22 protein-coding genes, 1 tRNA gene and 1 pseudogene are annotated in these 24,778 nt (G+C 36.4%); 7 read left to right on the top strand and 17 right to left on the bottom strand.

The window, feature by feature from the left end; translation table 11 throughout:
- Positions 1-10: 10 nt before the first annotated feature.
- The gene (locus B3P23_RS20905) at positions 11-1,405 is read right to left on the bottom strand and encodes a TolC family protein (protein ID WP_293929305.1); all 1,395 of its coding nucleotides are present in this window, start codon (positions 1,403-1,405) and stop codon (positions 11-13) included.
- Between the two features lie 90 nt (positions 1,406-1,495).
- The gene (locus tag B3P23_RS21515; RefSeq protein WP_414713165.1) at positions 1,496-1,918 is read right to left on the bottom strand and encodes an HYC_CC_PP family protein; all 423 of its coding nucleotides are present in this window, start codon (positions 1,916-1,918) and stop codon (positions 1,496-1,498) included.
- A gap of 328 nt (positions 1,919-2,246) precedes the next feature.
- On the opposite strand from B3P23_RS21515, the gene B3P23_RS20900 reads away from it, so the two are divergent.
- From B3P23_RS20900 to B3P23_RS20880, 5 genes are all read left to right on the top strand, one after another.
- The gene (locus tag B3P23_RS20900; RefSeq protein ID WP_293929303.1) at positions 2,247-3,833 is read left to right on the top strand and encodes an ABC-F family ATP-binding cassette domain-containing protein; all 1,587 of its coding nucleotides are present in this window, start codon (positions 2,247-2,249) and stop codon (positions 3,831-3,833) included.
- 333 nt (positions 3,834-4,166) lie between these two features.
- Entirely contained in the window at positions 4,167-5,063 is an 897-nt protein-coding gene (locus B3P23_RS20895; RefSeq protein WP_045752199.1) for a pirin family protein, read from the top strand.
- On the top strand, positions 5,060-5,452 hold the full coding sequence (locus B3P23_RS20890) for an OsmC family protein (protein WP_293929301.1): 393 nt from the start codon (positions 5,060-5,062) through the stop codon (positions 5,450-5,452). The genes B3P23_RS20895 and B3P23_RS20890 overlap by 4 nt, the downstream gene beginning before the upstream one ends.
- 161 nt (positions 5,453-5,613) lie before the next feature.
- Positions 5,614-6,465 (top strand): TraB/GumN family protein, encoded by an 852-nt coding sequence (locus B3P23_RS20885; protein WP_293929299.1) that lies wholly within the window; start codon positions 5,614-5,616, stop codon positions 6,463-6,465.
- Positions 6,466-6,467: 2 nt separating this feature from the next.
- Entirely contained in the window at positions 6,468-6,884 is a 417-nt protein-coding gene (locus tag B3P23_RS20880) for a DUF1801 domain-containing protein (RefSeq protein ID WP_248753830.1), read from the top strand.
- A 35-nt stretch (positions 6,885-6,919) separates the two neighbouring features.
- Here the strand turns inward: B3P23_RS20880 and B3P23_RS20875 are convergent.
- The 8 genes and pseudogenes from B3P23_RS20875 to B3P23_RS20840 all read right to left on the bottom strand — a co-directional run bounded on the left by B3P23_RS20875 (position 6,920) and on the right by B3P23_RS20840 (position 16,864).
- Positions 6,920-6,993 (bottom strand) — tRNA-His (locus tag B3P23_RS20875).
- A 115-nt stretch (positions 6,994-7,108) separates the two neighbouring features.
- Complete coding sequence (gene htpG / locus B3P23_RS20870) at positions 7,109-8,998, bottom strand: molecular chaperone HtpG (RefSeq protein WP_293929297.1); 1,890 nt, start codon at positions 8,996-8,998, stop codon at positions 7,109-7,111.
- A gap of 292 nt (positions 8,999-9,290) precedes the next feature.
- A complete protein-coding gene (locus B3P23_RS20865) occupies positions 9,291-10,415 on the bottom strand; it encodes a DUF2891 domain-containing protein (protein ID WP_293929295.1) in 1,125 nt (374 codons plus the stop codon).
- A gap of 85 nt (positions 10,416-10,500) precedes the next feature.
- Positions 10,501-12,003 (bottom strand): alpha-L-fucosidase, encoded by a 1,503-nt coding sequence (locus B3P23_RS20860; RefSeq protein ID WP_293929293.1) that lies wholly within the window; start codon positions 12,001-12,003, stop codon positions 10,501-10,503.
- Positions 12,004-12,013: 10 nt separating this feature from the next.
- Positions 12,014-13,639 carry a beta-N-acetylhexosaminidase gene (locus tag B3P23_RS20855; protein ID WP_293929291.1) on the bottom strand — a complete coding sequence of 542 codons (1,626 nt, stop codon included), beginning with the start codon at positions 13,637-13,639 and terminating at the stop codon, positions 12,014-12,016.
- Positions 13,640-13,816: 177 nt separating this feature from the next.
- A pseudogene (locus B3P23_RS20850) lies at positions 13,817-14,519 on the bottom strand (SIR2 family NAD-dependent protein deacylase).
- 14 nt (positions 14,520-14,533) lie between these two features.
- Positions 14,534-14,980: a hypothetical protein gene (locus tag B3P23_RS20845; protein ID WP_293929289.1), complete on the bottom strand. Its 447-nt coding sequence runs from the start codon at positions 14,978-14,980 to the stop codon at positions 14,534-14,536.
- Positions 14,981-15,022: 42 nt separating this feature from the next.
- A complete protein-coding gene (locus B3P23_RS20840) occupies positions 15,023-16,864 on the bottom strand; it encodes an alpha-L-fucosidase (protein WP_293929287.1) in 1,842 nt (613 codons plus the stop codon).
- A 107-nt stretch (positions 16,865-16,971) separates the two neighbouring features.
- Here B3P23_RS20840 and rnhA point away from each other — a divergent pair, with 107 nt between their 5' ends.
- Positions 16,972-17,469, top strand: a complete 498-nt coding sequence (gene rnhA, locus B3P23_RS20835) for a ribonuclease HI (RefSeq protein ID WP_108159772.1) — start codon at positions 16,972-16,974, stop codon at positions 17,467-17,469.
- Between the two features lie 83 nt (positions 17,470-17,552).
- On the opposite strand, the gene trxB is transcribed toward rnhA, so the two are convergent.
- From trxB to B3P23_RS20805, 6 genes are all read right to left on the bottom strand, one after another.
- Positions 17,553-18,503: a thioredoxin-disulfide reductase gene (gene trxB, locus B3P23_RS20830; protein WP_021190301.1), complete on the bottom strand. Its 951-nt coding sequence runs from the start codon at positions 18,501-18,503 to the stop codon at positions 17,553-17,555.
- Between the two features lie 47 nt (positions 18,504-18,550).
- The gene (locus B3P23_RS20825; RefSeq protein WP_293929283.1) at positions 18,551-19,501 is read right to left on the bottom strand and encodes a 3'-5' exonuclease; all 951 of its coding nucleotides are present in this window, start codon (positions 19,499-19,501) and stop codon (positions 18,551-18,553) included.
- A gap of 92 nt (positions 19,502-19,593) precedes the next feature.
- Positions 19,594-20,898 (bottom strand): M16 family metallopeptidase, encoded by a 1,305-nt coding sequence (locus B3P23_RS20820; protein ID WP_293929281.1) that lies wholly within the window; start codon positions 20,896-20,898, stop codon positions 19,594-19,596.
- The gene (locus B3P23_RS20815; RefSeq protein WP_045756306.1) at positions 20,888-22,141 is read right to left on the bottom strand and encodes a M16 family metallopeptidase; all 1,254 of its coding nucleotides are present in this window, start codon (positions 22,139-22,141) and stop codon (positions 20,888-20,890) included. The genes B3P23_RS20820 and B3P23_RS20815 overlap by 11 nt, the downstream gene beginning before the upstream one ends.
- Before the next feature lie 19 nt (positions 22,142-22,160).
- Complete coding sequence (gene hemF / locus B3P23_RS20810; protein WP_293929279.1) at positions 22,161-23,060, bottom strand: oxygen-dependent coproporphyrinogen oxidase; 900 nt, start codon at positions 23,058-23,060, stop codon at positions 22,161-22,163.
- Positions 23,061-23,066: 6 nt separating this feature from the next.
- On the bottom strand, positions 23,067-24,071 hold the full coding sequence (locus B3P23_RS20805) for an NAD(P)H-dependent glycerol-3-phosphate dehydrogenase (protein WP_248753840.1): 1,005 nt from the start codon (positions 24,069-24,071) through the stop codon (positions 23,067-23,069).
- 214 nt (positions 24,072-24,285) lie between these two features.
- On the opposite strand from B3P23_RS20805, the gene B3P23_RS20800 reads away from it, so the two are divergent.
- Positions 24,286-24,603: a hypothetical protein gene (locus B3P23_RS20800; protein WP_293929277.1), complete on the top strand. Its 318-nt coding sequence runs from the start codon at positions 24,286-24,288 to the stop codon at positions 24,601-24,603.
- On the opposite strand, the gene B3P23_RS20795 is transcribed toward B3P23_RS20800, so the two are convergent.
- Positions 24,584-24,778 (bottom strand): hypothetical protein (locus tag B3P23_RS20795; protein WP_293929275.1); only part of this gene is annotated, 195 nt, incomplete at its 5' end. The two genes, B3P23_RS20800 and B3P23_RS20795, sit on opposite strands and share 20 nt — an antisense overlap.

Here is a 24,778-nt window from a genome sequence, read left to right as displayed (position 1 = left end):
TGTAAAAAAATTAGTATTGAGTTGCTTTTAAAAGTATAGAAATGTCACCCTGAGCGGATGCGAGCAATAACATCGCTTGCCAAACATTATTTTGAGCAATCTCATAATCAATCTCTGCTCGATTTAGACTGTACAATGCTTGAGTAAAATCAACTAAAGGAGTTAGTCCATTTTTATACAATGCAGTATGTTGTCGATGTGCTAGCTGAGCAGCTGTAAGTTGTACTTTGGTTTCCGCCAGATTATCCACCGCATTTTGAAATTGCACTTTCGCTAATTCTGTCTGTGCACTCAGTTCCTTCTCCATCAATGAATAATCTTGTTTTAAAGATTGGGTCTGAAATTGTTGTTCTTTAACTTTACTATCATAACGAAAGATATTAGTCAAATTCCAGCTTAATGTACCACCAATCAAAAAATTACTGCGTTGAATTCCCGTTCCCTTAAAGTAGGAAGACGAATAGGCCGTTTGATCTTGGATATAGTTCCAATCAAAACCTGAACCTCTTCCCTGTATCACACCAACAATATTGACAGTTGGCATTTTTTGGCTATGCATATACTTTTCAGACTGTTCACTTTCATCGATCTTGCGCTGATGCCAAGTTAATAAAGGATGATTGGCCGCACGCTTTTGAATTGTATCGCCAGATATATACGGTACAGTTGTATTAAATATACTATCCAACTGATATGTTTGAAATTCTTCATTCAGCAGTACGGCAAGGTGTTTTGAATATGATAGCTCTTTATCGTACGATTTTATTTCAAGAGATCTAGCATGGGAAACTTCCGCTTTTGCTAGCGACAGATCCACCTGAGGAATCAAACCACTGGCGGCTCTACTGCTTGTCATTTCGAAGAAGACTTGGGCGCGTTCGGTATTTTTACCCTGCACAAATCTGATCCGTTGACTAGCTAAAAGATTGAGATAAGCGGCAGCTACTTTGATCTGATGTTCAAAAATAATCTGATCGACATCTGCCGTTGCAACTTTTTCTTTTGAACTGGCAAGAGCGACCTGCTGTGTTTTTTTACCAAAAGTGAATATATTCCAATTGACATTTGCAAAATACAAAGACCCAAAAGCAGCGTTCCAATTTTGCTCAGCCAATGGCATCGAAGTGGCCGCAGAAGCCAAACCTCCGTAAGCATACAGCGGGCCATTTTGTGCATTGATAGTCCCATAGCTTTGCTGGGCTCCAAAAGTCACATCCGGAAGATATTGCTTGTTTTGAAATCGTGTATTTTGTACTGTTGACTGAACAAAAGATTGTTTTGATTTTATTTTATCATGATAATCTACTGCGCGTTGCAGTGCATCAGATAAATTTAATATTTGAGCAAAACCTGTAGTGTTGACTGCAAATATCAAACATATTGATGCCATGAATTTAAGATTCATAGACAAGAATTTAAAAAGTTAATATAAAGAATGGTTGCCATCTTCCGAATAATCGGCTATGGTCAAAATCGAATTCAATACTTAACCTTACTATATTCTATATAGACAATGGAAGATATATAAAGGATTAGAGCTGAGTGAAATTTTGGAAGACGAATATATCGGAAAATTAGGAACATGAAAGACCGATAATTTATCGAAAACAGTACCCCATATTCTATTGGGAATCGCCTCACCCAACACTTTAATAGAAAAATCAAATCCCCCCTGGTTACTTGAAGCTTTATCTGTTTTTAATAGTTGAATATCTATTTTGCAACAGTTCTTCTTCTTTTTGCTTAGTCCCCTTTCTTTAGCTATACATAGCGGACAAGGTAGTCTGGAATCAGGCGTTATATTTGTCAAACTTACTTGCTTACTTAAAGTTCCTTTGCACAAATGCACCTGTTTAGCAAAGCCCGAAGACAACACTAAATATACAATTGAGAGGAATATGGCAAATAGTTTTTTCATATACTGATGTGCAAAGCTAATCCAAATTGGAGATTACATATTTATAATATTATGGCTAAATATTGTAAAACTTTAGATTGGCTTATGTCAAATAAGAAAATTTCAAGTCTTTAGTATACTTGACTACAGATGAGTAATATCAATTCAAAATATTTTATACAATAAACATAAAAAGAATAAAGCTATTTTTATATCAGTGCAATTTTCATTAGTTTTGTGGCACAATTAATCGCAAACATATCCATGTAATAAATAATTTCTTTTTGCAAAATATTAAACGTGATCGCATACTCATGCCTCACTATCATTCATGCTTTAAAAAGAAATTATGCTTATTCTAGAAAACATTTCATATATACATCCAAACAAAGATCTTTTATTTCAAAATATTAATCTGAGTTTACACGATCATCAAAAAATTGCTCTAATCGGTAATAACGGAATTGGGAAATCCACTTTATTAAAGATCATTGCAGGTGAATTACAACCCGCTGACGGACATATAAGCACCGATGGCAGCCTATACTATGTTCCTCAAATATTTGGGCAGTACAATCATTTATCTGTTGCTCAGGTTTTAAAAATAGAATCCAAATTAACAGCTCTCCAAGAAATACTGGCTGGTAACGTGACTGAAGATAATTTTACTGCTCTTGAGGATGATTGGAATATAGAGGACCGCTGTCAGCAGGCTCTGAATTATTGGATGTTGACCGATATAGATCTCGGTCAAAAATTATCATCTTTAAGTGGCGGACAAAAGACAAAGGTTTTTTTGGCGGGTATCAACATTCATCAACCAAAATTGATTCTCTTAGATGAGCCGAGCAATCAATTAGACAGTATAAGTCGTTCTTTATTATATCAATATATACAGACTTCCACATGTTCGATTGTCATTGTGAGCCATGATCGCTCGTTATTAAATCAGCTTGAATTTATGTACGAGATGAATGCAACCGGATTGACCGGCTATATGGGAGATTATGATTTTTATCTTGAAGAAAAAAAAATCATACAAGATGCGCTCCAATCAGATGTAAAGCATCTCGAAAAAGAGCTACGAAAGACCAAGGTCAATGCACGTCGAACATTAGAACGCCAACAGAAACTTGATGCTCGAGGAAAAGCAAAGCAACAAAAAGAAGGTGTCTCGAGAATTATGATGAATACCTTGCGGAATAATGCTGAAAAAAGTACTGCTAAATTAAAAGATATCCATAGTGAAAAAAGTACAGGCTTATCAAAAGAATTACAAACTTTAAGAAAGGAAATTCCTGATATTGATAAAATAAAATTTGGATTAACAGATTCAACCTTACATACTGGCAAAATCCTTTATAAAATTAATTCTCTTAACCGTCAAATTCATGATAAATTGTTATGGCAAGAAGATTTAAACTTTCAGATCACCAGTGCTGAACGTATCGCAATAAAAGGTGAAAATGGTGCTGGAAAAAGTACACTTATACAGATCCTTTTAAACAACACGCCGAAGTTTACAGGTGAGGTATATCGTTTTCCCCATATATCGATATATATCGATCAAGATTATTCCATCATCAATAATGACCTAACGATCTATGATCAAGTGCAACAATTTAATGATACAGGACTACTGGAACATGAAATCAAAATTAGATTAAATCGATTCTTATTTGGAAAAGAATCATGGGATAAGCGATGTCGGACATTAAGTGGTGGCGAAAAAATGCGACTATGTCTATGTTGTTTAACCATTCGCAACTTAGCTCCAGACATGATTGTTATGGATGAACCTACCAATAACTTGGATATCCAAAATATAGAAATATTAACTGAAGCAATCAAAACGTATCAAGGTACCTTATTGATCGTATCTCATGATGATTATTTTTTAAAGGAAATAAATATCCAAAAAATAATACAACTTTAATCAGCAATATATCAGCTTTTCTATTGTACTTGAAGTATTTAAAATGCTCCAAATGCAATAGGAAAGTTTACGTAAATCACGCTACGCTCTAACGATATATGTGAATCATCATTAAAAATAAGCCATAATTTACAGATCCATCATTTTCTTAATCTAGATCAATGCTAAAAATAAAACAAGTACTTATCTTTAGCATTATAATCAACAGGTTCAGTTACCTTATCTTCATCCATATAGATACAGATGGAATATTTTAATCAGGTATAATCATGAAAATACCAAAACTAAAATACTGGATAACTGTTCCATATAGTAACATTTAAATAGCTTAACATGTCAAACATTGGTATCATTATAGAAGAACGTGCCGCAGATATCGGTAATTTTATGGTTGGTCGATTATTACCATTTCGTCAAAAAAGAATGGTAGGTCCCTTTTCTTTTATAGATCATATGGGGCCTGCAGCATTAAATGAATATGAAAATCTAGATGTCGGTCCTCATCCTCACATTGGATTGTCGACATTAACTTATCTTTTTGAGGGGGCGATCATGCATCGCGATAGTTTAGGTACAGAGATGGAAATAAAACCTGGTGCTGTCAACTGGATGACTGCAGGTAAAGGTGTAACTCATTCAGAGCGCACTCCTGAATACCTTAGGCATACCGACAAATTTTTACATGGTTTGCAAATTTGGGTTGCTCTACCAAAAGAGCTCGAAGAATGTGAACCTTCTTTTGAACATACAAATGCTGAAGATCTACCTCATTGGGAAGATGACCAAGGTGTCAACTTTAGGTTGATCGCAGGCGAAGCCTTTGGTAAAAAGTCTCCGGTCTCCGTATACAGTAAGCTTTATTTCATTGAAATTAAATCAAAAAATAAAGCAAAAGTTAGTATTGGAAAAGACCTATATGGTGAATCAGGACTTTATATCTTATCAGGTACAATCACTGATGCAGGAACAACTTTTGAATCAAAACAACTTCTGATAGCAAAAGATGCGCAATTGTGCGAATTTGAAATTGGTGAAGACACCACAATTTACATTTTTGGAGGTGAGCCTTTTCCAGAAGAGCGGTATATCCTTTGGAATTTTGTAAGTTCATCTAAAGAAAGATTAGAGCAAGCCAAGCAAGATTGGATTGACAAAAAATTTCCTCCTGTTGCTAATGAAACTGGCTATATACCGCTTCCAGAATTTTATCTAACAAAAAAAACATCATGAATATCGTAAAAGCATCCATTGGTACAGATAAATATAAAACATCTGTAATTGCAGGAAAGAACAGTATTGTTGTTGATGAACCTCTCGATAAAGGTGGGCTTGATCTAGGTTATCAACCACAGGAACTCCTGGCTGCTTCATTGGCCTCTTGTACTGCCATTACGTTGAAAATGTATGCTGACCATAAAGAATGGACAGTCAACTCTTTTCAGGTGGACGTAATGATTGAACAATCTGAAGATAAGAGCACAACAAAATTTGTAAGAAAAATAAGTTTTGAAGGTAAACTAGATGAAAAACAACACACTCGTATTGTAGCTATAGCCAATGCTTGTCCAATTCATAAAATACTTCTTTCCCAAATAGCGATCGATACAATACTCGTTTAATACCGCTGTGCTCTGACGTAACTAGTAGTAGTGCAACAGTAAAAGCATATCACTATAAAGGCTTTATGATTGATCAATCATAAAGCCTTTATAATGACAAAAAATCTGTAACATATGATGGGTCTTAGATACTAATGATATACTATACATTATAAACATATATGAAAAAGTTATCACTCATGGCTATCATAGCCTTTATTGTCGCTACATTTACAGTTCGTGCACAAGAAAATGCCATTCTTTGGAAAATATCAGGAAATGGTTTGGCCAAAGACTCCTACCTATTAGGTACGATGCATCTGATGTGTGAAGAAGACTATCTGTTAAAGGATAAAATCAAAAATCTGATCCCCAAAGTTGATGTGATAACCTTTGAAATTAATATTGGTTCAGAAGAAAATAAACCCATCATCCCTGAAATGATGAAACCTGACAGCAATTTCCTTAAAGGTATGACCAAAGCTGAACTCACTCAAATGGATAGCATCCTCACCTCACAACAACTGTCTATTCAAATGCTCGATATGATGTCACCAGCTGTATTTATATCCCTTTTAAGTTTAAAATCTTTAGAGTGCTCAGATCCTAGAAAAGTGAAAACAATGGAAACAGATATCCAAGCCCTGGCAACAGCTTCAAATAAAAAGATAGATGATCTCGAAACATTAAAATTTCAAATGGATATGTTAAACAATATGTTTAAAGCATCTGATTTATTGGAATATTTAAACAAAATTGATGAGATGCCAGCAATATCAAAAAAAATGGTAACCGCTTATCAAACCGAGAATTTAAAAGAGTTGGAAACAATTATTTATGATAATAGTTATATGTCTAAAGAAGATCTAGCAAACTTCTTGACTAAACGTAATATTAATTGGATGAATAAAATTCCATCGAAAATGTCAGCATCTTCCCATCTATTTGCTGTTGGAGCAGGACATTTGGTTGGAAAAAATGGTCTTTTAAACCTGTTAGCGGCTAAAGGCTATAAGCTCACTCCCATTCTTTAATTATGGCAAACAATAAAACTGTTGCAACTTCGGATTCAGTTCAGGATTTCATTGCACAAATACCAGATGAGCAGAAAAGAAAAGATAGTGATAGACTCATCCAAATTATGGAAGAGATCACTGGTGAACCTGCCGTACTATGGGGACCCAGTATTATTGGTTTTGGTTCGTACCACTACAAGTATGCAAGTGGCCATGAAGGAAACGCACCTTTGGCCGGATTTTCACCACGTAAAAGCGCCATTTCTTTATATCTATACATTTGTGAAAATGATATAGATCTTGATCTTAAAAAATTAGGAAAATTCAAAATGAGCAAGGCCTGTATCTATGTTAAAAAGTTGTCCGATATTCATGAAGATTTCCTCATTAAAATTATAAAAGATAGTATTGTTGCTGTAAAGATAAAATATGGATAAAAGAAAAAGGCAAAAGAGAACTCTTTCGCCTTTTGGGTAAATGATGGGGCTCGAACCCACGACCCTCGGTACCACAAACCGATGCTCTAACCAACTGAGCTACATCTACCGTGTTTGTGCTACAAAAGTAGAATTTTATTTGATATACTCCAAATGTTTTTAAGCAAAAAATCCTCATTACAACGTATCGTAATGAGGATTAAGGCATTATTTTTTAATTTTTATTAGATCATCTCAACACTGCGTTTCACAAATGACGTTAAAGCAGCACCTGTTAACAAACCGCGAGATAATAAAGCTAAGTCAAACGCTTGTTTTGCCAATTGCGCACCTTCTTCTTCAGTACTTGATAAAATGCGTTTCACCAGTGGGTGGTTACCATTTACGGTTACCTTATAGTTGTCAGGTAAGTTGCCGTAAAAGTTCATTCCGCCATTGGTTTTGGCCATATCTTTCATACGACGCATAAACTCATCGATCGTTACTGATACAGGTAATTCCTCAGCAGATAAAGCATCCACTTCAACTTTCATGTCCGGACGACTAATAGCTTTTTCAAAGATTGATAAGGCTTGTTTAGACTCCTCTTCGGAAATTGACAATTCTTGCTTCTCATCTTTTTCAATCAACTTATCGATAACATCTGCATCTACACGCTTCAACTGTACCTTCTCGCCACCTTTTTGTTCCAAATAGGAAGTAATATGAGTATCCAGTGGACCATCTAATACCAGTACATCATAACCTTTTGTCTTTGCACTTGAAATAAAGCTATCTTGTTGTGCCGCATCGTGGGTATAGAGATAGATGATATTACCGTCTTTATCAACCTGAATATCTTTTACTTTCTCAAAATACTCTTTAATCGTATAGTTTTCTTTATCAGTATTGGTCAATAGACAGAATTCATTTGCCTTTTCAGCAAATTTCTCATCGCTCAACATACCATATTTGATAAAAAGACCGATATCATTCCATTTTTCTTCAAAACCTTTACGATCTGTTTTAAAGATTTCCTGCAACTTATCAGCTACTTTTTTAGTGATATAGTTGTTGATCTTTTTCACGTTACTATCTGCTTGTAAGAAGCTTCTTGAAACGTTTAATGGGATATCCGGTGAGTCAATTACACCATGTAATAACATTAAAAATTCAGGAACAATATCTTTTACTTCGTCGGTAATGAATACTTGACGTGAGTATAATTTAATTTTATTACGTTGAATTTCTAATTCATTTTTAATTTTCGGGAAGTATAAAATTCCGGTTAAATTAAATGGATAATCCACATTTAAATGGATCCAGAATAATGGTTCGTCCATTGAATATGGATACAACTCTTTATAGAAAGCCAAATAGTCTGCATCTGTCAGTTCAGATGGAGCTTTCGTCCAAGCTGGGCTTGTGTTGTTGATGATGTTATCAACTTCAACAGATTTATATTTTGGTTTTCCTTCTTCATCTTCTCCATCTGGCTCAGACGTTGTTTTCGTTCCGAAGCGGATATTTACAGGAAGGAAGCGCGCATATTTGTCCAAGATCTCCTGTAAACGCGATTGGCTTAGGAATTCTGAAGACTCTTCATTAATGTGTAAGATGATATCAGTACCACGTGTCGTACGTGTACCTGCAGAAATTTCATACGAAGTACTACCATCACATGTCCAATGCGCAGCCTCTGCCCCATCTTGGTAAGATAACGTTTCGATTTCAACGTTATCAGCAACCATAAATGCGGAATAGAAACCTAATCCAAATCGACCGATGATTTCATTTGCATCATTTGCTTCTTTGAATTTTTCCATAAATTCAGTTGCACCTGAGAAGGCAACTTGATTGATGTATTTTTTAATCTCGTCAGCTGTCATACCGATACCATTATCCGAAATGGTAATCGTTTTTGCCGCTTCATCAAGTTTTACATCAACTAATAAATCACCTACTTCACCTTGGTATTGACCTAATGAAGCTAAGCGTTTTATTTTTTGAGAAGCATCCACCGCGTTTGAAACTAACTCGCGTAAGAAGATCTCATTATCAGAGTATAAGAATTTTTTAATGACAGGAAAAATGTTTTCCGTGTGGATTGAAATAGATCCTTTTTCTGTGTTCATATATATTTTATATTTAATTGCTAATTGATTTCACAGTTAAACATCAATCTATATTCCAAACAGTCAATTTGAGACAAGATGTCATATTTTAAGTTAAAATGACAATATCAGGGCTGTTCATTGCTTGACTTAATCTTTATTTTTTATTGTAGCCGAGTATCCATTAAATTTAAACGTATCGGAAGTGTGTAGGCTATCAGCTGCTCTCTCCTTCTTATTTAAAGAAATTGGGGTACATGAACTGATTATGCTCAATGCGATTATAATCGAAAAAATAAACTTGATCACAAACTTACTGATGTGTTATGGCATAAAGCGCAAATGTTCCTAACCAATGTGAGCCCATATAGTCGTCATTGCTGATATTAGGCAATGAGTAAGCCAAATGGTTATTTGCCTGTTGATGTAAATGATTTAGTTCCGGTAGTTTAGTAGCGATGCCATTAAGACAAGTTGCACGGCTAAAATTCAATCCATCTAAATGAACAAGCTTTCCATCCGTACGGTCTTTAACAATACCCGGCTCTAACTTAAATTCTTTCACAAATAAATCGGGCATAAAGTCTGTTAACCATTTTTTATATTCGTCATCATTTAAAACTTTTGTCATCAATAATGCCTCTTCTAAGCAAGGAGAAAGAAAATCGCTACCACTTGGCTCAAATGCCAGAGAGCAAGATTTATCGTTTATAAAAAGGCGCTTTGCATGTTGTGTAATTAAATTTTGAAAAGCTGTATCTTGCGTTACCTTTGCATAATCCATTGATAAACTAAATCCAAAAGCGGTATTATCATGCTGTCCCGAACGGATCGGATAAACAAGTTTAGGTAAATACCCTTCATAACGTTTTACAAGCAGATCTGCCAAAGGCTGTAGCGCTGTGGCCCACTGTTTCCCTTCAGGATCATTCCAAGTCAACAACTCTGCCTGCAGCTGCAAGAGCCACGCCCATCCATAGGTGCGTTCGAAGCTTGTATTATTACTGTCCAGGAAGAAAGCAATTTCCTGATCAACATTCGTTTTGGTTATCTTATCATTCAGGATCAGTCTCGCCTGTTTACTTTCACTGAGGTTAGGGAAAGTTTTCAATATTTTAACGATAGACCAATAACCATGAACGGATGAATGCCAATCAAAACAACCGTAAAAAATGGGATGTAATTGTTTTGGTGATTTCAGATCCTGAGCAGATCCGATGACCTGACCCAGTTTATTTGGATACTCCTGTTCAAGGCAATGTAATGGCAATGCCAATATTCTTTTTGCCTCAGTAGAATCCAGCACGACCTGTTGATTTTTTCCTGTTTCGCTATTTCCTGTTTCTGATTGTTGAGAAGTCGATCCTTGATTTTTGTTGCTATTGTTGCATGACAATAAAACAGTACAAGTAAAAATGGTAACTAATATTTTGAACATTTTCGGTACATGAATTGATTTCTAAAAATAACAAAAAAAAACCAAAATCATTGTTTTGGCTTTTCAAACTGTTTCAAACTATATTTTACATCTTAGCATCCATTAGCTTCTCCGCTTTTATTTTAGGTGCACCCGTTTTCATTTTAATGACAAAGGCTCTATCCGACTGGAAACTTTTCGGCAATAGCACATCATAATAGGTATTTTTATCGAGATCAATACCAAGATCCGAATGACGCATCTCCAACATTTGTCCATTAGCTAATAACGTGGCAGACACAGGAACCTCTGTCGCTGCCTTGGGTACAGATATCCGGACAATATGATTGACGGGCCTGTTGAAAACAGTGAGGTATAAGTTATCTGCTTTTTTAGTGAAGTACCCCAGTTTAGAATTGGTCATTCCTGCATGTTTGGCTCCATAGATCGCTTCACCATTTATTTTCATCCACTCACCAAGCTCTTTTGCTATTTTATCTTCCTCAGGATGCATATTTCCCTGGCCATCTGGCCCGAAATTTAAAACAAAATTACCACTTAGGGATGCTGAATAGGTCAGCATATCGATAATATCATCGGTGGTTTTGGTATAAATACCCGACCAATCTTTCATATATCCCCAACCGTTTGGTGGAATCGTCATCACACAATCCCAATCGCGCCCCTCTAACCAAGTGATATCTCCCGGCAATTTACGCTCCCAGCCTTGTTCATAATCACCCAACATCTGACCATTGGAATCAAAATGACGTTTCCCAAATTCATCATTTCGGAAACGGGAGCCAATGATAAGACCAGGATGTTTTTCCCGAAGTTCTTTTTCAAGATTGTAAGTAAAATCATAAGACTTTATCCAAGACTGATCCCAAGTACCGTCAAACCAAAATCCTTTCATCTGTGGATAATTAGTCATCAACTCCAGTAATTGATTTCTAGTATATTTCAAGAATTTATCAAACTTTTTCTTTTCCTCTGCCGTTATTGGTTCTTTGCCCATATAATCTGGATTGTTCCATTCCAATACAGAGAAATAAAGGTACACATCGATACCTACTGCGGTATAGGCATCTACAACCTCTTTCACAATATCTTTTTTATAGGGTGTCTTACTGATATTATATGGCGAATATATGGTTGGCCACATCGCGAAACCATCATGGTGTTTTGTCGTAAAAATCACGTACTTCGCTCCCATGTCTTTTGCTTGTTTTGCCCAACGCTTTGCGTCAAAATCTTTGGGATTAAATTGTTTGTAAAGGTTGTCGTATGTATTCACCCAATCTTTAGGAGCAGATGGTCCTCTCCATGAACGTATCCATTCGGATGCTGCCGCACCATCACGTGCACTCACTCCTTTCCATTCATTCCCTGGTATTGCATATAGCCCCCAATGTATAAATTGACCTAATCCATAATTGCGGAATGCAACCATTGCCTCATCTGTCCGATTGGCAGGTGACAATGGTCCATACTTAATTTCTTTGATTTCTGTTGATTTAATTTTTGGTCCGGTCCATTGTGCTTGTAGAGAATTGGCTCCAGCTAACAATGCCACAGCAAGTATAGATCTGCTTAATAAGTTATTCATATTTAATTGGTTATTCAGGATTATCAATATAAACGCGTTGTGTCTTTTTTATCACCACCGGTTCAGGATGTGCATTTGTAAATGGATCGTAGTAGTACAAATTTGCTTCACGATACAAATTCAAATGTTTTTTCAATGATTCTGAAAATTGCAGGTAATTTTTATTTGAACTTTTCGTCCAACCGACCTCCGCCAGAGCGGCCAATCGTGGAAAAATTAAATAGTCTAATCTATTGGTATTGATAACGGTTTCCGTCCATAAATTTCCCTGAATACCTAAAATCTGATTTTTCTCGGTCGTCAACGAAGCATAGTGATCTGGAGAAAAATTATACACATTTTCCAAAGGATTGTACAGTTTTCCCCATTTTCGCCCATATTTATGCGATTCTTCCTGTACAAAATCAAAATAAAGTGGTAATCTTGGTGTCAGTATTGTTTTATAGCCAGCCTTTAATATGGCTTTCAACTGCTCGGGTTTATCATGTCGCCACCACATGAGTATCGTTTTCTCTTTTGATAAATCGGCATCTACCATCTCATCCCATGCTAGTAAAGTGGCATCCATTGTTTTTAGCGAATCTGCCATGCGACGCATAAAGTAATTTTCTACCGCTTTGTTATCATTTAGATCATGCTTCTGCTTCAAATCCTGCACGTGGGTATCTGAATTCCATGCTTCACTGCCAAAGGATACTTCATCTCCGCCTAAATGTATTACCGCCGATGGAAACAGCGCTTTCGTTTCACGCAATACCTGAGTTAAAAAAGAATACGTTATATCTTTAGCCGGATGAAAAGTAAAATCCGGATGTTTTTCATTTCCACCACCACTCAGTTGCGGGTAAGCCCGATTAGCCGCTGTGGCATGGCCCGGCATATCGATTTCTGGGATGACTTCGATGTTCCTTTCTTGTGCATAAGCTACAATCTCTGTAATGTCGGCCTGCGTATAAAAGGCCGCGGGAGCATATGGATCAGTCTGGGAGCCAATACCACCGACCAATGTTAATAGAGGATATTTTTGAATTTCTAATCGCCAAGCGGGTTCATCAGTCAAGTGCCAATGGAACTTATTGAGTTTATAAAATGCCATCCAATCTAAGATGGATTTCACCTTTTCCTTTCCAAAAAAGTGACGTGATTCATCTAACATAAAACCTCGCCACGGATATGCTGGTTTATCTTTGATTTCAAAAGCAGGAATAGTGATTCCAGACGCAGATTTATTTCCAAAGCTAAATGCTTGCAAAAGCGAACTGACGGCATGGGTAGCTCCTGCAGGAGAGCTTGCATAAATAATTAGCGTACTACCCTCTGTCTTAATTTCATACTCCTCACTTTCAAGATGTTGCTTACGAACAAATTGAATTGCTGAAATCTGTTTTTTATCATGATGGATAAGTCCTGTATAACCAAATTTTGATAAAAGCTGCTTTTGAAGATACCGACCAACCGTATCAAAAGTCTTATCTCCAATCTGTATTTTACCAGATGAAGGAAAGAAATACGACCCTTCCGTCATCTCTATAAAATCTGGCTTCGGAATTAGAGATAACTGTGCTTTCGTAACACTGGAGCTAATCGTAAACAAGACGATAAATGCTGCTGCTTTGCCAAGTTTTTTTGTGATCATAAAATTTTATTAACCCTGTCACGACTACGCCTTGATTGTCTCGAGATGTGGTCAGAAAGAAAAACGTATTAATTCGATTTATAAAATCTAAATATATGCTTCTTGCAGATGATCTCAGGGAATATCTAGGATGCAAACGATTGTGCAAATGACGAAAACGTTAGCGTAATGAATTGCTTACAAAGTAGCATATCGCTCTATTAGCTGAGCAACCAGATAGGGAACTGCTTCCGATGCAGCACTTTCTATAGTACTTGCCCGTTTGGGTATCCGCGATGTATCAATCTGTTTATCAACAACATATAAATCGCATGTAGGTGCTATTATATCAACTAATCCTGCAGCTGGATATACAGCCAAAGAGGTGCCGATAACAATCATAATGTCGGCCTCTCGTGCCATTTCGATGGCTGGTTCCATATTCGGAACTGCCTCACCGAACCATACTATATTAGGTCTTAATTGGGAACCTTTTTCACATAAGTCACCCATTTTGATCTCATAACCGTCGATTGGATAGATTAGCCTTTTATCTTTTGATGAGCAAGCTTGATCTAATCTTCCATGCAAATGAAGCACATGATCAGAACCTGCCCGTTCATGTAATGTATCCACATTTTGCGTCACAATCTGTACATCAAACGACTTACCCAATGCGACCAGAGCTTCATGCGCAGCATTAGGTTTAGCCTGCATAGCGACTTGTCGCCGCATGTTATAAAAAATCTTGAACGAGTTTGGGATTACGGTACCAGCCATCAATACTAGCAACGTCATCTACATCATGCCCCTCCCACAATCCATCCGCATCTCTAAATGTCTTAATACCACTTTCTGCTGAGATACCAGCTCCGGTAAATACAATGATTTTCTTCTTCATATCTTCATTATCTACTACCAAGTTAAGACCGAATCTTGGAAATTTGTGGGCAATTGCAATTTAATGGAGTCTTTACTGCTGATGACATTATTATTGGACGTTATAAATGCTCTTTCAAAACTCACAAAAATCTTATTCGGTATATGCAGTTCTAAGGGAGATTTGGCCTTAAAAATGTAACGATTATTTTCCAAACTAAGATTTTTATAAATGCGATAAGCAACTACCTTAGCCTTTATTTTTTCAACTCCAGCGAGTTTCTTTATATCTGTTGTATTTTGAGCTTCGGTATCCTCATAGTACATAAAATGATCCGAATTAGCGAGATCTCTAATATCCAGGCGTTGCTCTAGCACTTCCCGGGCAAGTGAATCGGCACGTTGCTTTTGCGTTTCATTTCCGTTTCCGTGATTACAGGAAAGTAGCAGTGACAAGGGTAACAATGTTAAAATATATTTCATAATCATAAAAAAAGAGGCAATTAAAATTGCCTCTTTACAAATTTATAAATTACTTTCAATAGCTCCTACGTGCTCTCGATACAATTCAATTGGTTTATCCAATAAAACAGCAATTATTGTCATATTTTTATCCACCCGTTCTTTAGGAACGTCCATATAAACAATACCTGGAGTCGAACTCCAGTACAGTTTATTGAATATATCATGACCGATCATAGAACCTTCGCCTACTATGCGTATACGTGCAATGGTATTCTTAAGCCCTTTTAATGCAATAGGACCTGTTGGAGTTCCTTCAACGAAAAGATAAAGTGTCTGCTTATCTTTAGATAGCGCACTTAGTCCAGCGTAATGTCCATCAGGAATTCCAGCTTCAGCATCATGTAAAATTTCAGCATTTTTTGCTACCCACTCTTTCATATCGGCAGATGCAAATTTTAAGTTTTTATCTAATACATCGCCGTCTGCACTGATTTTGTCTTTAAACAAATTGGATCCCATGGCAGTAGCTTTACTAATTGTTGCAATGGCATACGCGGCTTGATTTTGGCCAGCAACTTCATAAGCAGTATAACTCACTTCTTTTCTTTCCAAATCAATAGCTGGCTTCTCATTAAAGGTAATGGCTACAACAGTTACAGCTGCATCGAAATTAGCTGTTGGTAGATTTAATTCTAGCGTATAATCATCATACTGATAATCTATTTTGTCTGAATTTCCAACAAATTTAATTGAAGTAGGTTTAGTTTTCAGACCTTGTAAAACTAATTTATCTTTGACATTATCCAAGTAGATGTATAATGTTTTTCCATCTTTAGAAAAAGCATTTTTATCATTCCAAAACCGAGATTGAACTCCTGCTCGGGTACCATAAATAGCGTCCTTGTGTTTAGAAGTCCATCTTCCTAATTCTTTCAAGATCTGCACCTGTTCTGTAGGAATTGTCCCATCAGCTTTAGGGCCAATATCCAATAAAAGATTTCCGCCCATTGAAATACAATCTACCAAAGTACGGACGATCATGTTTGGTGTTTTATAATGATGGTCAAAATGCTGATATCCCCACGAATCATTCATGGTATAGCAGAGTTCCCAGTAGCGTGCTTCAGGTTTTACAACCGGAATACCCTGCTCTGGAGTATCATAGTCACCGTGTTGATTCAGTCTGGAATTGATGATGATATTGGGATTATACTTGCGCAATTGTGTCAATGTTTCTTTTGCACGCCACTCCTGATCGTTGTGTTCCCAATCGCCATCAAACCAAATTAAATCTGGCTTATATGCTTTAGACAATTCTGCTAACTGTCCCTGATAGTAATTCACAAACTTATTCCAACGATTGGCATCATCGCCTACGTTATAACGTTTTTTTATTCTCGTATTGACATCATAGTCAGGATGACTCCAATCTGGTAATGAGTAATATAAACCGGTCTTAAGACCTTTTTTCTGAAGTGCGGTCACAAAGGGAGTCAAAACATCCTTTTTAGCAGCAGCATCTTTAGCTGTGGTAATCGCATTATTCGACTTGCTATCCCAAAGCGAGACCCCATCATGATGACGTGTTGTAATGACCGAATACTTCGCTCCCGATTCCTGAATCAATTTTGCCCATTCTTCCGGTTGATATTGGTTGGCTGTAAAACCAGCCAATTGCTTCATGTAATTTTCATGACTGATATAGTTATTAAAAAAAGCCCAAGATTCAGAAATCCCCTTAACCGAATAAATTCCCCAATGGATAAAAATGCCTAATTTTGCATCTTCAAACCATTCCATTTTTTTTACGTCCTCATTCTTGTTTTTAGTTTCTTGTGCAAAAACGTTATAGCTAGAAAGCGCTAAAAACAACACTGCTAATATTGACTTCTTCCGAATCATGTCTACTAATTGAAATATTAGGTTTTAAAAGGGGAAAAGTAAGAAATATATTCATGCAATTCAAACTTAAAGTCGCTATTTTGGCTTAATAATTTATCTTTGTATGGATGATTGAATTATATACGGATGGCGCTTCAAGCGGTAATCCAGGACCAGGTGGCTATGGCACAATATTAAGAACAATTTATACGGGTGATAACGAAGCGTATAAGGGGAAATTAATTGAAAAAGAATTCTCTGGTGGCTACCGCAAGACCACCAATAATCGAATGGAGCTAATGGCAGTAATTGTTGGTCTAGAAGCTTTAAAAAACTTAAATCAACAGGTTACGGTATATTCCGATTCCAAATATGTCATTGACGCCATCGATAAAAAATGGGTGTATGGCTGGATTCAAAAGGGATTCGCTGGTAAAAAAAATAAAGATCTCTGGATTAGATTGATGCAGGTTTACAAACTACATCAGGTAAAATTGGTGTGGGTAAAGGGTCATGCTGGTCATCCGCTCAATGAACGATGTGACCAATTGGCGGTAAAAGCCTCTAAAGATAAGTCTTGTTGGAAAATCGATTCTGTTTTTGAAATGGAAGAAGCAAAAGGATAAACAGAAATTATTATAATCTGTTTGAAATAGCAGAAGAAAGGCTAGCGAAATTGATATCGCTAGCCTTTTTATTGTTAACACGATTACGCAACATCTTCTTTAGCTGCCAGATAACGTTCTGCTTCCAAAGCGGCCATACAACCTGTTCCCGCAGCCGTAATTGCTTGGCGATATACATTATCCTGTACATCTCCGCAGGCAAACACACCTGGAATATTGGTTGCCGTAGTATTGGGTTGAGTGATTAAATAACCCGTTTCATCCATATCCAAGATACCGTTGAAAAGTTCTGTATTTGGCTTGTGCCCAATAGCAACAAAAAAACCTGTTACATCCAGCACTTTTTCAGATTGATCTTTGTTATTTAAAACACGAACACCTGTTACCACTTGACCATCACCTAAGATTTCCTTCGTTTCCGAGTTATAATGCACTTCAATGTTGGGAGTATTCATCACACGGTGAACCATTGCTTTAGAAGCTCTAAATTCATCACGACGTACCAACATATGTACCTTAGAACATAATTTTGCCAAATAAGTAGCTTCTTCGGCGGCTGTATCACCTGCACCTACAATAGCAACTTCTTGGTTTTTAAAGAAAAAACCGTCACATACTGCACAAGCAGATACACCAAAACCGTTATACTTTTGCTCACTATCCAATCCCAACCATTTTGCAGTAGCTCCAGTAGCGATGATCACAGTATCAGCAGTTACTGTTTTGATACCATCAATCTCAACCTGATGCACTGGACCAGAAAAATCAACTTTGGTCGCATATCCAAAACGGACATCTGTACCAAATCGTTCTGCCTGCATCCTTAGATCTTCCATCATGATTGGACCTGTAATTCCTTTAGGGTATCCAGGAAAATTATCAACTTCAGTTGTCTGAGTCAATTGACCCCCTGGTACCATCCCTGTATATATAACCGGTTTCATATCAGCACGGGCTGCATAAATAGCTGCCGTATATCCTGCGGGTCCTGAACCAATTATTAAACACTGTAGGTGTTCTATTTCTTGAGACATAATATTATTTTATAAAATCTTATTTTCTAATTAGCTAACCACTTGAACTAACCAAATTTATTTTTTAGACTTGCTAACATATCATTGGTGATCGCTGTTGGCTGGCTCTTATTTTCTTGTTTTTGAAATTCTTTTTTAGCCTGTTTTTTATCTTCAGCCGCGTGAATAGGTTCTGTTGATTTCGTTGCCTTTTTAGCCGCTCTATGCTTATTCCAGATCGTCTCTAAGCATTTCTTGGTATATAATGGGAAATCACCGTTCTGCATCCAAGCGTAATAACTCGGCTCAACATCAAATACATCCGTGACAGGTCTGCCTTTATGTTTACCAAAATTAATCACTTCGACCCCATCTTCATTGTAAACAATACGTCCTGCAAAATCAACTGGCTTTGTCATATTGGTAAACTCGGACAATGCTTGCACATCATTCACAACGGGTACAGATTGCTTACCATGTTTATCTTCATATACAGCTCCGTCATATTTCTTTAACTGTGCTTTTAAAACTTCATACGTGGCTCTTACGTCTGCTTCAGCATTATGTGCATTTTCCAAACTTTCATTGCAATAGAATTTATATGCAGCTTTCAAAGTACGCTGTTCCATTTGATGGAAAATATTTTGAACGTCAACAAAAACACGATTTTCTAATGAAAAATTAACTCCTGAACGCAAAAACTCCTCCATGAGCATCGGAATATCAAACTTATTTGAGTTATAACCCGCTAGATCTGCGTCGCCAATAAATGCTGCAACTTCTTCGCTTATTTGTTGAAATGTTGGCGCGTCTATAATATCGTCATCATATATACCATGGAACATGGATGATTCAGCAGGAATAGGCATAAGGGGATTGATCCGCTTCGTATACACTTGTTCCTCCCCATTTGGCAACACTTTTAATATTGATATTTCAACAATTCTGTCTGCCGAGATATTGATTCCTGTAGTCTCTAAATCAAAGAATGCTAAAGGTTTCTTGAGTTTCAATTCCATTACGAATTTTATTTATTAAATTGTTCCATACATCATTGTATACAACAAAAATACAAAGTATGAATGATTTTTTATTTATTGAAAGCCTATAATTACAATTTAGAGACTAATTCCATTGTTTTCATCTTTCCAATGACAATTTTGATCATCTTATTATAATCAAAATATCGTTCCGCTATTTCTTTTACTTTCTCAGGAGTCATTGCATTGATTTCTTTCATATAGTGATCGTAATACGATAATTCCATATTTGAAAGTAGTACATTCTTAAATTTATCGGCATGTGAAAAAATACTTTCCAGAGATCCCAACATGGATCCTGATAAATAATTTTTCACCAGTTCTAGCTCTTCTAAGGGTGCATGCTCTGTCCTCAAGATTTCAATTTCTTTTTCTATTTCAATCAGGGTGGCATCGGTGACATCTACGCCGACCTCAGTAGCAATAGTCATAAAGCCACCATACATCAATGTACCAACTGCTGATCCGATACTATAGGTATATCCTTTTTCTTCCCTAATATTACGCATCAATCTTGATCCAAAAAATCCGCCAAGTAACGTATTGACAAATTGTAAAGCTGGATAGTCCACATGATTACGATTGATGCTCGGCATACCGATACGAATTGCTGATTGCAAAGCATCAGCTTTTTCTTCATAAATCAAATGTCCAGTATCTGCCTTTAACGTCGGAGCCACTAAAGAAGTGGTTTTCATAGAAGTCCAATCTTCACCAAATTGCTGAATTAACTCTTCAAGTAAAGCTTCAGAAACATTTCCTGAAACAATTAATCTACAATTAGATGGCGTAAATTGCTGATGATATAAATCAATTAATGCATCTCTAGAAATCAAATCATAATCCACTAATGTAGGCGTTTTTCCGTAGCGATTTTCGGTTCCGAAAACATGATTATAATATGCTCTTCTCGCTAAGAAATCATTTTTATGAAGAGAAACTTGCAATTTCTGCTTATTATTTCTTAGGTATGTATCCAGCTCTTTTTGCGGTAAAGTAGATACGGTCAGGATTTCCTTAATTAACGGTAATAGAACAGCGCTATGCTTATTTAATGTATATAATGTTAATGAGGTGATATCAAATCCATATTCTGGCATTAAGAAAGCACCATAAAAATCAACTTTATCAGCAATTTCAGCACTATTGTAATTTATTGTTCCTTCTTTTAATAAAGCACTGAGCGCACTGTTTAAAAGTGGATTTTCATCTTCATTAAATACATTATTAAAAATCCATTCAATACGTACCAACTCTTGATCTGGAGAATGAAAAACATAGACAGGTAGTCCATTTTTAAATTTTAATACCTGTGGTTTTTTTAAATGAATATCACCGATTGGATTGGTTGGTGGGGCTATTGCTCTATTCAGCATTTGCGGCCTCCTTTGCTTTATAATACAATATGGTTGCGTTTTCTTTTCTAAAAATTTCTCTTGCTTGCTGCTGAATAGCCTCAGGTTGCACCGCCAAGTATTTAGCTGTTTCATGATTAAGTTCATTAGCATCACCTAATAACTCGTAGTAAGCTAAGTTCATTGCTTTATCTAGGATAGACAGCTCGGCAAAAACATGTGTGGATTCAATTTTATTTTTTACTTTTTCCAGCTCTTCAGCAGGCACTTCAATTGATTTCAAAATATCAAGTTCTTTCCAGATGGCTGCCTCAGCTTCTTCTAGTGTAATCCCATTGGATGGTTTTCCCTCTATTAAGAATAGATTGGGGTCGATACTCCCCATAACATAAGCATTAATTTCACTGAATAACTCTTGTTCTTTGACTAATCGACGATAAAGTCTTGAAGAAGATCCTCTAGAAAGCAAATCCGACACCAAGTCCATTGCGTGGTAATTTTCGTCCATTCGTGCAGGTGCGTGAAATGACATAAATAAAGCGTCTAATGGAACGTCTGCTACGACTGTTTCTCGACGCTCGCTCAGCTGCTTGGGCTCTTGTGGTATATTTCTATGATATTTATTTCCTGCAGGGATATCAGCAAACCATTTTGAAACCAATTTTTTGATTTCCTCAAATTGGACATCGCCCGCAATAACCATTATTGCATTCTGAGGAGTATAATGCTTTTTAAAAAATGCTTTCACATCTTCCATTTTTGCATCTTCAATATGTTTGAGTTCTTTACCAATAGTCGCCCACCTGTACGGATGTACTTGATACGCCAAAGGCCTTAATTTCAACCATACATCACCATAAGGCTGGTTGAGGTAACGCTGCTTAAACTCCTCACTAACAACACTTCTCTGTGTCTCTAAGCTTTGTTCCGAAAAGGAAAGGCTCAACATGCGATCTGATTCTAACCACAATGCTGTCTCTAGATTAGAAGAAGGTAATGTAATGTAGTAATTCGTAATATCATTACTGGTGAACGCATTATTTTCTCCACCCACTCGTTGCAGAGGGGTATCGTAATCTGGAATATGAACGGACCCTCCGAACATCAGATGTTCAAATAGATGTGCAAATCCCGTTTGATCTGGAGATTCATCTCGTGCACCAACATCATATAATATATTTACACAGGCCATTGCTGTGTTATTGTCTTCATGAACAAGCACACGAAGACCATTTTCGAGTTCAAATTTCTGATAAGAAACCATTCAGGTTATTTAGATTAATTTATTGTATCCAATTGATATCCTTCCTCAACAAAGAAAGAGTTTTAGCTTCTTCTGAACCTGCTTCTGGTTGAAAATCATATGCCCAGTTAGCTTGCGGCGGCAAACTCATTAAAATCGATTCAATACGACCGTTGGTTTCTAAACCAAATTTAGTTCCAGAATCCCAAACCAAGTTAAATTCAACATATCGACCTCTTCGGAGATATTGCCAGTTTTTATGCTTATCGTTATAATCTTTATGACGATTTCTATTGACTATCTCTGTATAAGTAGGTGCAAATGTGCGTCCTAAATCACAAGAATATACGAAAATTTCTTCAAATGTCAATCCTGTTTTTTCAGGCGTTAACTTATCATAAAATACACCTCCTATCCCTCTAGTTTCCTGCCTATGGCGAACATAGAAATAGTCATCCGCCCATTTCTTAAAATCTGTATAGAAATCGGGATGATGTAAGTCGCATACATTTTTCATCTGCTGATGAAAAAATTGGGCATCTTCTTCAATAACATAATGTGGTGTTAAGTCAATACCTCCACCAAACCAGCGAATCTCTTCATTTAATTCAAAATAACGAATATTCATATGAATAATCGGGACGAAGGGATTGTTAGGGTGAATTACTATGGATACGCCCGTCGCAAAGAATTCATCTTCCTCTACACCAAATGATTTTTTGATCTGTTCGGGCAATTTACCATGAACTGCAGAAAAGTTGACCCCTCCTTTTTCAATGATATTGCCATTTTGAATAATTCTTGTACGACCGCCGCCGCCACCCTCACGTTCCCAAATTTCTTCTTCAAACTTTGCTGTTCCATCTAACTTTTCAAGTGCTTGACATATCTCATCTTGAATTATTTTGTAGGTTTCAGCTATTTTTAATCTATCGATCATATTGGACTAACTTAATTTTTCGGCCAATTGGCTAATGATTGTTGTGGCAGATTTGTGCTGATATAAGATCTGATAAACGGCTTCACAAATCGGCAGTTCTATTTGATGCTTATGCATATAATGTTGTATACAAGCAGAGGCATAATATCCCTCGGCGACCATATTCATCTCAAGTTGAGCAGACTGAACGCTGTAGCCTTTACCGATCATTGCTCCAAAAGTTCTATTTCTACTGAACTGCGAATAGGCCGTGACCAATAGATCTCCTAAATAAGCTGATTTATTGATATCACGAAGCGGGTTTGGATCGATCGTTTCTACATAAGTCTCCATCTCCCGGATTGCATTTGAAATCAGGACCGCTTGAAAATTATCGCCATACCCTAAAGAATGACAAATTCCACCAGCCAAAGCGTAAATATTTTTCAAAACAGCTCCATATTCAATACCATAAACATCATCGGAAATAATGGTTTTGATGTACCTACATGCTAACAATGAAGCGACCCATTTGGCATTTTCTTCGGATTTAGATCCAAAAGTCAAATATGATAATTTCTCCAAGGAGACTTCTTCTGCATGACAAGGTCCACCGACTACTAAAATATGATCTAATGGCACATCGTATACTTGCTGGAGATAGTCTCCGATAATTAAATTCTCGTCAGGAACAATACCTTTTATAGCAGACACGATAATTTTGCCTTCAAAATCAGATTTTGTGACACCCTCTAGCGCTGCTTTAAGATATGCTGCTGGTGTGTTTAAAATAATAATATTCGATCTCTGAATAATTTCACGTGCATGGGTTGAAATATGATCAGTATCTAACTTTACTTCAACGGCACTTAAATAACTTGGATTTTTTTTATGCTCTTTGATATAGTCAACATCCTCTTGTTTACGGACCCACCAATAAATATCCTTCTCGACAACGTTGTCACCCAGCATTTTAATCATCGCTGTAGCCCAACTCCCACTACCAATAAGCCCTACTCTATTTTTTTGCATTAAATTTTATTATAGACAGTTTCAGCAAATATACTTAATTATACAATAATTAACATTCTCCTCCTCCCTAATCAGGATAATATATCTTAAAATACGAATTTAAAAAGGAAATTAAAATGGTACTAAAACACATATGATACCTAATTTGACCATATTCAGGTGTCAATCGTGTAAAACTTAATGTTTACTTTTGCTTTTCGATTAAAACGAATTTATGGAGAAATTACATTTTTCAAAGAATTGGAATAATAAATTAGATTGTATGGCATTTACAACGTTAAGACTGCCAAATCAAAAATATCAAATTAACCACTTATTTGAAATTACATTAGATGGGATCTGTAAAGGGATTGGAAAATTAATATCCATAAATTATATCAGTATTGATGATATTGATGAATTTATTGCTCGTTTAGATACGGGCTGCTCAATCGATGAGTGTAAAAATATCATCATCGATATTTACCCAAATATTGATTTTAATCAGCAGCAATTAGTATTGCTATTAATTTCTAAAGTTGATCAAGAGTAGTATTGATCGAATAGAATTCAAAGCTCCCAGACGCTCTTTCCTTAGATATTTTTCGGCAACCTGTAAACACTACTTCCACCTCATCAAGTTGATTTTCAAAATAAGTTAGTTGCATACGCAATAATACTTTGTCGATATATTCCATCTGTTGATTTTGTCCCTTCCTGAAAAAGGT

The sequence above is a fragment of the Sphingobacterium sp. UBA6320 genome (genome assembly GCF_002440335.1).
In the GTDB taxonomy this organism is placed as follows: domain Bacteria; phylum Bacteroidota; class Bacteroidia; order Sphingobacteriales; family Sphingobacteriaceae; genus Sphingobacterium.
Note: the sequence above shows the minus strand (reverse complement) of the source record. Positions and strands in the feature narration are given on the sequence as shown.